The organism is Spirillospora sp. NPDC049652, from assembly GCF_040675125.1.
Lineage (GTDB): Bacteria > Actinomycetota > Actinomycetes > Streptosporangiales > Streptosporangiaceae > Spirillospora.
This window is the reverse complement of the sequence record NZ_JBFAOF010000229.1, coordinates 1-9,001: the sequence shown is the minus strand read 5'-3', so window position 1 is coordinate 9,001 and position 9,001 is coordinate 1. Positions and strand designations below refer to the sequence as shown.

The 9,001-nt window shown below is 72.4% G+C and carries 10 protein-coding genes; 4 read left to right on the top strand and 6 right to left on the bottom strand.

The window, feature by feature from the left end:
- Both AB0J52_RS17050 and AB0J52_RS17045 read left to right on the top strand, forming a co-directional pair.
- Positions 1 to 505: mannosyltransferase YkcB-related protein (locus tag AB0J52_RS17050; protein ID WP_500182540.1), on the top strand; the 505-nt coding region annotated here is incomplete at its 5' end.
- Positions 506 to 543: 38 nt separating this feature from the next.
- Positions 544 to 849 (top strand): 4a-hydroxytetrahydrobiopterin dehydratase, encoded by a 306-nt coding sequence (locus AB0J52_RS17045; RefSeq protein ID WP_500182539.1) that lies wholly within the window; start codon positions 544 to 546, stop codon positions 847 to 849.
- Positions 850 to 1,032: 183 nt separating this feature from the next.
- Here AB0J52_RS17045 and AB0J52_RS17040 read toward each other — a convergent pair whose 3' ends face one another.
- From AB0J52_RS17040 to AB0J52_RS17015, 6 genes are all read right to left on the bottom strand, one after another.
- Positions 1,033 to 1,473, bottom strand: a complete 441-nt coding sequence (locus AB0J52_RS17040) for a hypothetical protein (RefSeq protein WP_500182538.1) — start codon at positions 1,471 to 1,473, stop codon at positions 1,033 to 1,035.
- On the bottom strand, positions 1,470 to 1,832 hold the full coding sequence (locus AB0J52_RS17035; RefSeq protein WP_500182537.1) for a hypothetical protein: 363 nt from the start codon (positions 1,830 to 1,832) through the stop codon (positions 1,470 to 1,472). Before AB0J52_RS17035 ends, AB0J52_RS17040 begins: the two co-directional genes overlap by 4 nt.
- The gene (locus AB0J52_RS17030; RefSeq protein WP_500182536.1) at positions 1,829 to 2,161 is read right to left on the bottom strand and encodes a hypothetical protein; all 333 of its coding nucleotides are present in this window, start codon (positions 2,159 to 2,161) and stop codon (positions 1,829 to 1,831) included. Before AB0J52_RS17030 ends, AB0J52_RS17035 begins: the two co-directional genes overlap by 4 nt.
- Before the next feature lie 372 nt (positions 2,162 to 2,533).
- Positions 2,534 to 3,694 carry a helix-turn-helix domain-containing protein gene (locus tag AB0J52_RS17025; RefSeq protein ID WP_500182535.1) on the bottom strand — a complete coding sequence of 387 codons (1,161 nt, stop codon included), beginning with the start codon at positions 3,692 to 3,694 and terminating at the stop codon, positions 2,534 to 2,536.
- Between the two features lie 66 nt (positions 3,695 to 3,760).
- The gene (locus AB0J52_RS17020; protein WP_500182534.1) at positions 3,761 to 4,405 is read right to left on the bottom strand and encodes an HAD family hydrolase; all 645 of its coding nucleotides are present in this window, start codon (positions 4,403 to 4,405) and stop codon (positions 3,761 to 3,763) included.
- A gap of 70 nt (positions 4,406 to 4,475) precedes the next feature.
- Entirely contained in the window at positions 4,476 to 5,444 is a 969-nt protein-coding gene (locus AB0J52_RS17015) for a phosphotransferase (RefSeq protein ID WP_500182533.1), read from the bottom strand.
- A gap of 127 nt (positions 5,445 to 5,571) precedes the next feature.
- Between AB0J52_RS17015 and AB0J52_RS17010 the strand changes: the two genes are divergently transcribed.
- Positions 5,572 to 8,613, top strand: coding sequence for a tetratricopeptide repeat protein (locus AB0J52_RS17010; protein ID WP_500182532.1), 3,042 nt, complete (start codon positions 5,572 to 5,574; stop codon positions 8,611 to 8,613).
- 54 nt (positions 8,614 to 8,667) lie between these two features.
- The coding region (locus tag AB0J52_RS17005; protein ID WP_500182531.1) for a ParB N-terminal domain-containing protein at positions 8,668 to 9,001 on the top strand (334 nt) is incomplete at its 3' end.

Here is a 9,001-nt window from a genome sequence, read left to right as displayed (position 1 = left end):
GGCACGCGGCGGTATGCCGGGCGGCGGCCCCCTCAACGGAACGCCCCCTGGCTTCGGCGGCCAGCCAGGGCCGGGCCCCGCAGGTGGTGGCATCACTGGCGCGCTGGGACGCGGCATGCGCGGCGGCCCAGGCGGATTGCTCGGCGCGGCGACGCCACCGACCGCACTGGTGGCGGCTTTGACGCAGGACGCGCGTTCCTATACGTGGGCGGCCGCGGCGGTCGGGTCGAACAACGCGGCGGGATACCAGCTCGCGACGGGCCGTCCGGTGATGGCGGTCGGCGGCTTCAACGGCACCGACCCGGCCCCGACCCTGACGGCGTTCCAGCAGTTGGTGTCCGCGAAGCGAATCCACTATTTCATCGGCGGATCAATGCTGGGAATGCGCGGCAGCTCGTCCGGCGGAAGCGACGAGGCGCAGCGGATCGCGGCCTGGGTGCAGGGAAACTTCACCGAGCGGACCATCGGCGGCGTGACGGTCTACGACCTGTCGGCGGGACGGTGATGTACTTCCGGTGAGGACCGTCATCTGGAGGGGGAGCGATGCCCGACCGCAGCAGGCTGGACGAGGCCACGATCGCCGAGCGGCTGAAGGAGCTGCCGGGGTGGACCCGGGACGGCGAGGAGATCCGCCGCGAGTTCGAGGCCCCGTCGTTCGCGGCGGGCATCGAACTGGTGGTGGCGGTGGCCGCCGCAGCCGAGGAGGCCGACCACCACCCCGACATCGACGTCCGCTGGACGAAGATCCGCTTCGCCCTCAGCACACACAGCGCCGGCGGCCTGACCGCCCTCGACTTCGCCCTGGCCAACCGCATCAACACCCTGGCCACCACCCACAACGCTCACTGACCTCCCCAAGAGCACACCGCTGATCGGAGACGCTTCCTCGCCCCTCGCGGGCCAAAGGAATGGTCGCCGGCGGTCGGCGATCGCTGTGTCGAGCGGTGACGGCCCGGCGTGCGTTCCGGACCAACTCGGGAATCCGGGTGCTCGGGAGAGAAGTGGAAGCTTTGGGCCTGCCGGTGGTCAGGACTAACGCGTGTTGGTCGGCGGGGGAAGCAGGGTGGTGAGCTCTTGCGGGGTGGCCGTGACGATCACTTTGCGGCCGTGGAGAGCGATCCAGGCTCGCGCGTACGGCTGGTAGAGGATGCCCCAGTGCGGGTGCGTCGCCCGGAGGTGTGCGAGCCAGCTCCTTGCCAACTCTTCCAGCGGCGGGTCCTCCGGCAGGGAGCCCGGCCGCGGTGCCCGCGCCCGGTGGGGGGCGAGCAGCCGCTGCACGTCTCGCAGGACGTGGCTGCCGTCGTCGCTGTGTATCGCAGTCTGGGCGGGTCCCGACTGGAGCGCTGCCAGCGCGGGGGTGGGGTGCCGCCCCGGGCTCGGCTCGGCGGGCGCGGGGTTCTGCGACGTCCGCGCGGGCATGGCGTGGCCGTCGTCGGCCGAGGCGCGGGAGCGGTGCCGCCACGGGCCCGTCATGCCGACCCGCCGGGAGTGTCCTCGGGGTCGTCGGGGCGGGCGATGGGCCGGGGTGTGCGGGCCACCGCGCGCGCCAGGTGGGACGCCACTTTCGCCGGGTCGCCGCAGGGCAACAGGCGACGGCCTGGTGCGTGCTGGCTGGAGGACGTGAGGTGCTCCCAGAACTTCGGCCGTGCGCCCGGGACGGTCTCGCAGGTGATGTCGCGGTCGAGTGTCCGGTCGAGGTCCGAGACCACCGCGAGGGTGGGGCCGGCCGATGTGTTGTGGAGCGTGCCGACCACGCCGAGTTCTTCGAGCGCGGCGGCGAGGTCCTGGAGCCAGTCGTAGGGCCGCCGGGGGCTGATCCGTCCGGTGGTCATCGGCGGAGCCTTCCCCGGACGGCCTGGACGGCGTCCCAGAGCGGCGTGGCCGGGGCGATCAGCTCGGTGTCGCCGGTGAGGTCCCCGGTGGTGGTTCCGGTCGCGAACCAGATCTCCCGGTCGTCGCCGCGCTCGACACTGATGATCGTGACCGCGCGGTCGCGTTGGCTCGGCCAGCAGACGGTGACGGCGACAACCTGGAAGTGCCGCTGGTAGATGACGACCTCGAGGCTGTGGTCATAGAGCTGGTCCGCCAGCTCACCGAGCAAGGCCGCAGGTGTCGGCCAACTCGGACGGCGCTTGGCGAGCACGCCGAATGTGGCGTTCACCGCAGTGTCCGGGTTGTCTGGGTCGTACGCTGCCTCATGGGTCGGACCTCCTGTGTCCGGTCAAGGCCCCGGAGCTCCCGCTGTTCACGCAGCGGGCCGGGGCCGCTCTGTTACGAGGACGTGCCAGCGCGGGGCGCAGTCGAGCTGGGCAACGTGCCACTGCGACCACGGATGGAACAGCTGAGCCACCTGAGAGCGCGTCCTGAGCGGGAAAGCGGACAGAGCGCGCACCCGACCTGGTGAGCGTGGTGGCCCCGCGCCGGGAACACCGCGCCCGCGTTGTGGCTGAGGCCACGGTGGGCAGTAACCCGAGGGTGGTGCACGGCGCATTCAACGAGTGACACACTTTGTGTCACCCTCTTTGACCAGGTCTTATATCGCGCGCGCCCACTCGGCGAAGGCGACGAGCGGGCGTGAGGGGGTCACCGACAGGCGCAGGAGAGTCACCAGCGCGTCTCGGACGTGGGGATGCTCGCGTACATGCTGGGGCGCCGCGTGCCGAGCCTCGTGCAGTGATCGAAGCGCCTGGCGGCGCATTCCGAGCCAGAGCTGGGCTCGGGCGACTTCGATCCAGTAATGGGAGCGGCGCTCCGCTGGAAGGTCGTTCAACGGAACCTGCCTTCCGGCCGCCTGGACTGCGCGAGCAGCGTCGCCGAGCTCGACCGCGACCGACACTTCGTGGACGTGGAGCGACGCCGGACCGAACGCCGTCCCCGTGTAAATGCCCTCCGGTACGGCGTGGGCGAGCCGGCGCGCCTCCGCCAGATGTTCGTCGACCACGCGGAGGTCTTCAGTGAGCCGGGCAGCGACGACGGCGGCCCGCATGTGCAGGGCGCCCAGGGCTGCGTTCTCAGCGAGCGTGACCGGCGTCATGGCCTCGATCGCCTGCTCCAACGCACGCAGTCCGGGCCTCAGATTCTGGCTGGCGAAGAACACTTCGGTGCGTACGTACGCGGCCGTCGCGGCGAGAACGGGCTCGGCGGACTGAACTGCGGACCACCGCATCAGCTCCACCAGCCGGGCAGATAGGTCGTAATAGCCGTACTTATAGGCCACTGCGTCGGCGGCCCGGTAGGCGATCGTCAGCAACCCTGCCGCCTGCTGGGCATCAGGGCCGGGCATCGTGTGCACGGCGCGCGTCAGTTCGGCCAGCACCGGCGGGACCGTCTCAGCGATCACGGTGTACCGGGAGCTGAGCCGCTGGACGGTCATCTCCTGAACGACCCGCCGGAGATCTGGCAGGGCTCTGACCGGCCCGTCGTCGGGCAGGTCGTAGGCGTCGATGGCTTGGCGCAGTGCCGGTATCACCGAGTGGACACGCGAGTCGGTGCGGGCTCTGCGACCTGCCAGCACGTCGGGCGGCACCCCCAGCGCGACGGCCAAAGCCTCCAGCGTTCGGTCGGTCGCCGGCCGCGTCCCCTGCTCGACCTTGCGGAGCAGGCTGAGCGAGACGGCGGCGGACTCGGCGAGCTGCCGTTGGGTCATTCGTCGCGCTGTGCGGGTGGCGGCGATCTTCGCGCCGACGTCGTCCATCGCCGACTCCTGGAACCGGACCGGGCTGGTGCCTGAACGGTACTCAGGGCAGGTGGGGGCGGGCTGTCATTTCGTGGTGAGGAGACCGGTCAGTTCGTTGAGGCCGGCGATGGTCCAGTCGGCCGCCGCGCGGACAGCCGGGTCGTCGGCCCACAGGTGTCCCCAGGGGCCCCGACGGATCAACGCCGTGCGGAGGCCGGCGGCGTGCGCGGGGAAGATGTCGTTGGCGGGGTGGTCTCCGACGTACACGATCTCGTGCGGCTCGCCCGGTGCCCAGTCGATGAGGCGGGCGAAGAACTCCGGATCCGGTTTGGCCACTTTCCACTCGCCCGACGTCGCCACAGCGTCCGCCGGCAGTGTGAGCGCCCTCAGGTGCTCGCCGGCGCCGCTGGTCTGGTTGCCGGCGACCCCGACCCAGATTCCTTGAGCACGCAGGGCGGCGAGTGCGGGCCGGACGTCGTCATAGAGGTCCTGCTCAAAGATCATCTCGCCGCGCCCGGCTCGCTCTCGGGCCTTGCGCTCGGCCGCAAGGTCGATCCCGGGGCGAAGTAGGCGCAGAGCATCGGCGTTGTCGCGGCCCTGAGCGGTGACGGCGCCCACCAGGGCGGACAAGGTGTGCGAGGGGACGCCGAGCCAGTCGGCCCACGCACGCCATTCGCGCGTGTCGTCGAGAAGGGTTTCGCCAACGTCGAAGACCACCGAACTGATCACCAGGTCAGGGTATGCGGGCTCACCGCGATGGCACTTGCCGGGACTGGCGGGTGCCTCGGCGTTGGCTGGCTCAGTACTTGGTCAGGTGGTGGTGGGCTTGGGTGAGGAAGGCTTGGGTCAGGGGGTCTCGGTCGGATTTGTGCTGGCCGTGGTGGAGTTTGACTGCTTCTCGGGTTCCGGCTTGGAGGAGGAGTTCGAGGCCCAACAGCGTTCGGGTGTGGGGAGTGTCGGCGGCTGGTTCGGCCTCGCACCAGGTCGCCAAGGCGGTCTCGGCGCGGTGGGGGCCGGCCGCTCTGGCGCACCAGCGGGCCGCGTCGAATCCGGGGTGTCCGATGTAGGCGCTGGGATCCAGAAGCCGCAGGCCGTGGTGACGGTCGCGGATGATGTTGCTGAGGCCCAGGTCACCGTGCAGGAGCGTCGCCGGGCCGGCGTCGTATACGGAGGTGGCTTCGCGCCATCGGGCGGGTGGCTCATATCCGTGCGCGGCGAGCACGGCGACTGCCGCGTTCAGGTATCCGGTCATGGTCGGGCTGAGGGGACGGCCGCCGGGAACATCGGCGCTCGTCACCGCATGTGCGGTGGCCATCGTGGTGGCGAGGTCGCGGGTCAGGGCAGTCAGGACGGCGTCGTCGGCGAGGTCGTCCTGGCGGGGGACGTTTCCTTCGACCCTGGACATGAGGAGCCAGGTCGTCGGGTCGTCTCCGTTGTCCAGGACCGGCGCGGCGGGCACGCCGTGACGGGCCCACAGCCGTAGCGTCTGCGCCTCGCCCGGCCGTCGCTTCCCGTAGACCTTCAGCACGACGTGGCCTCGGTTGGCGCATGAGAAGCCGAGCACCAGTTGCGGACGGGCCGTATTGCCCGTCAGGACGCCGCGGAAGCGGCCGAGTCCCAGGGTGCGGCGGAGGGATCCGGCCAGTGCGGCGGCGGTCCGGATCTGGTCGCGGTCGTGGGCGTCCCGGCCGCCGCTGAGGGCTACCCGCCGGTCCACCTGCGCGATCTGGCCCCGCAGTGCCGCGTCCAGTCCGTCGGGGTTCGTCACGTCCGCCTCCCGGCCGCCGGTCCGTCGGTCCGAGCCGCCACGATATTCGCGGAGGCCGGTGGACCGGGGGGTGGTCCGCGTCCCATCATCGGAGCACCGGTCCCTGTTCGCCCCGGCGGAGACGACGTTGCACCGAGACACCATCGAGTCGCCCGATCCCGCTCCGCCGCGCCCGGCTCCGGCACCCGTCCGGCGCGACGGGCTGCGCCGGGTGGGCGAGGCCCATCGCGTGCCCTGGGTCGGGGGGTGCGCCATCGGTATCGGCGCCTTCGCCGGGATCGTGGCGGGCGGCGTGGACGGGTCGCCCGGGTGGGCGCTGGCCGTGTTCAGCGCGGCGCTCACCGGCGGCAGCACCTATCTTGGGCTCAGGCTGCGAGGGCTGCGCCGCACCCAGCAGGAACCGGCGGTGCCGGTGCGTTCGCTGGCGGTGTTCTTCCATCCGGCCGACGCGACCTACGGCGAGTGGATCGCCGCGTGTCTGGGGACGGCGGCCCGCACCCGGGTGGAGCCCTACCGCGCCCTGGACCCGCCCGCGGCCACCCCGGACGGCCTGCCCACCTGGTCGGTGTGCGTGCTGTCGGCGACCTGGGACGCGCTCGGGTCGCCCATGCTCGACCACTACGGCCCGGACGCCGAGCGCCTGGTCGTCGTGCGCATCGAGGACTGCGCGACGCCGGCCGAGCTGGACGGCGTCCCCGTCGTCGACATCGGCGGCCTGGACGAGGCCGGCGCCCGGACGCTGCTGTTCCACGAACTGGCAGCACGCGGCATCCTCGCCGAAGCGGACGTGCCGGACACATCAGTCCTGCCGTCCGCCGGGGGGACGCCGTTCCCGCACGGCGGCCCGGCGATCACCAACCTCCGGCCGCCCGACCCGACGTTCGTCGGACGCGACGCGCTCGTGCGGGACCTGCGCGCCCAGTTCCTGCACCCCGGCGACCAGGACGACGACGTGAGCGCCGTCGCCGCCGTCGGGATGGGCGGCGTCGGCAAGTCCAGCCTCGCCGCCAACTACGCCCACCGGTACCGGCGGCACTACGACATCATCTGGTGGATCACCGCCGACCGGCCCACCTCCCTGAGCGCGGGGCTGGTGCGGCTGGCCCTCCGGCTCGGCGTGCCCGAACTGGCGGACGCCGACCTGCTCATCGCCGAGCTGCGGCGGGCGCTGCGCGAGCGGGGCCAGTGGCTGCTGATCTTCGACAACGCCGACTCGGTCGAGGACCTTCGGCGGCACTGGCCGAGCGGCGACGGCGGCCACGTGCTGATCACCTCCCGGCTGGCGGACTGGTCGGGGCTGGTGCCCGGGCGGGCGCTGCTGCAGGTGCCGCCGCTGCCGGGCGACCACGCCGTCCGGCTGCTGTGCGAGGGCACGGGGGACGACGACCCGGACGCGGCGCGGACGGTCGCCCGCCTGCTCGGGCAGCTCCCGCTCGCGCTGACCCACGCGGTCGCCTACGTCCGGCAGGCCGCGATCAGCCTCGCCGTCTACGGGCGGCTGCTGGAGGACTCGCTGGAGGACGTCCTCACCCGGTTCCAGCCCGCCGACGACGTCCAGCCGGTCGCGATGACCTGGAACCTGACGCTGCGCCGCGCCGCCGAGCGTCGGCCGCTGACCCTGGACCTCATGCGGTTGTGGGCGATGCTCGCCCCCGAGGGCCTGACCCGCGACCTGGCCGGTGAGGGCGTCGCGGACCTGCCAGGCCATCTCACGCCGGTGGCGCCCGACTCCCTCGCCTACGACCTGGCCGTCCAGCAGCTGCACCGCTACTCGCTGATCCGGATCGAGGCGGGCACCGCCGGGGTGCACCGCCTGGTGCAGAGCGTCGTCCGCAAGGACATGGACCCCGCCACCGCCGTGCGGTGGCTCGCCACGGCCGCGGGCATCCTGGACCACCTATTCCCGGCCGACGTCGACGACCGGACGCGGTGGCCCGTCTGCTCGCGCCTGCTGCCGCACGTCCTGGCGCTGCACGGCAACCACCGGCGCCTTTCCCGCGCAGAACGGCGGCCGCCCGGCTGGGCCGACACCGAGGTCGTCTTGGGACGGCTGCTGTACTGCGCGGGCCGCTACCTCATCGAGCGGTCCAGCTACGACGAGGCCGCCGGGCCGCTGACGGCGGCGCTGACGCTGCGAGAGAACGCCCACGGCGCGCGCAGCCGCGAGGTGGCCGAGACCCAGCTGTGCCTGGCCATCGACCTGTACCGGCGGGCCGACATCGTCGGCGCCCTCCAGGCCGTCACGACGGCCCTGGAGATCCAGGAGCACCTCGACGGGCGCGACAGCCCGTCCCTCTACCGGTTCCTGCTGTGGAAGAGCCGCATCCTGGTGGAGTTCTCCGAGCTCGGTGAGGCGTCCACGGCGGCCGAGCACGGGCGCCGGGTGCTGGCCGCCGCCGGTGACGCCGACGATCCCCGGCTCATCGAGATCGACACGGTGCGCGGGACGGTCATGTGGCGCCGGGGCCGGTTCCGTGAGGCCGTCGAGACGCTGGAGGGGACGGTCGAGGGGTGTGTCCGGCTGTACGGGGCGCAGGACGACCGGACGCTGGCCGCCGAAGGCTCCGCGGCGTTCGTGCAGGCCGAACTGGGACGGGTCCTGGACGACGGGCGGCGGCTGCGCGACACCGCCGAGCGCCTCACCCGGATCAGCGGCGTCCTCGCCGACCGGCTCGGCGACACCCACTTCGAGGTGGTGGAGCACCACAAGACCCTCGCGGCCACTTTGACCTGGCTCGGCGACGTGGACGGCGCGCGGCGGGTCATCGAGCCGGTCGTCGGGATCTACCGGGAGATCCTCGGGCGCCATCCGAGCACGGTCGCCGCCGAGAAGGTGTACGCGGTGGTGCTGGCGGCCCAGGGCGAGACCGAGCGGGCCCGCCGGCTGCTGGAGGACGGCGAACGGCTCTACGAGGGCCTCTACGGGTCCGAGCATCCCTACGTGGCGGAGGTCCTGGTGGAGTACGGGCCGGTGCTGGCCGCCGCGGGCCGCACGCGGCAGGCCCGCGACGTGCTGGAACGCGCGCGGCGCATCGTGGAGGAGACGTACGGGCCCGGTCACCCTAAGCTGGTGCAGATACTCACCGCGCTCGCGCGGCTCCCCGGCGTCGGCGACGAGGAGGCCGGACGGCTGCGCCGGCGGGCCTCCTCGATCAAGGCCCAGATGTGAGGAAGGCTCCCCATCGACACCTCACAGTTCACCCACCTGTTCCTCGGCAGGCACGTGCGCGCGCAGCTGGCGCCCGACCTGCTCGGCGATCCCGCGTGCGGCGTGGAGGAGCGCTTCAGCACCTCCCGCGACGCGCTCGGCGACCTGCTCACCGTCTGGTACGCCACCGCCTCCGGCGACCAGACCGAATGGCGCCACCCCGACGCGGTGACGCACACCGTGCGGGAGGCCTCCGACAGCCTCAAGCGCTGGGACCCCGAGCGCAGGGACACCCTCGAACGGCTCGTCCGGTGCTTCCGCGACCAGGACGAGCCGGTGCAGCTCGTCCTGCCGGCGCTGGCGCTGGACGACGGGCGCGCGCTGATCCTCGACGGCACCCACCGCGCCG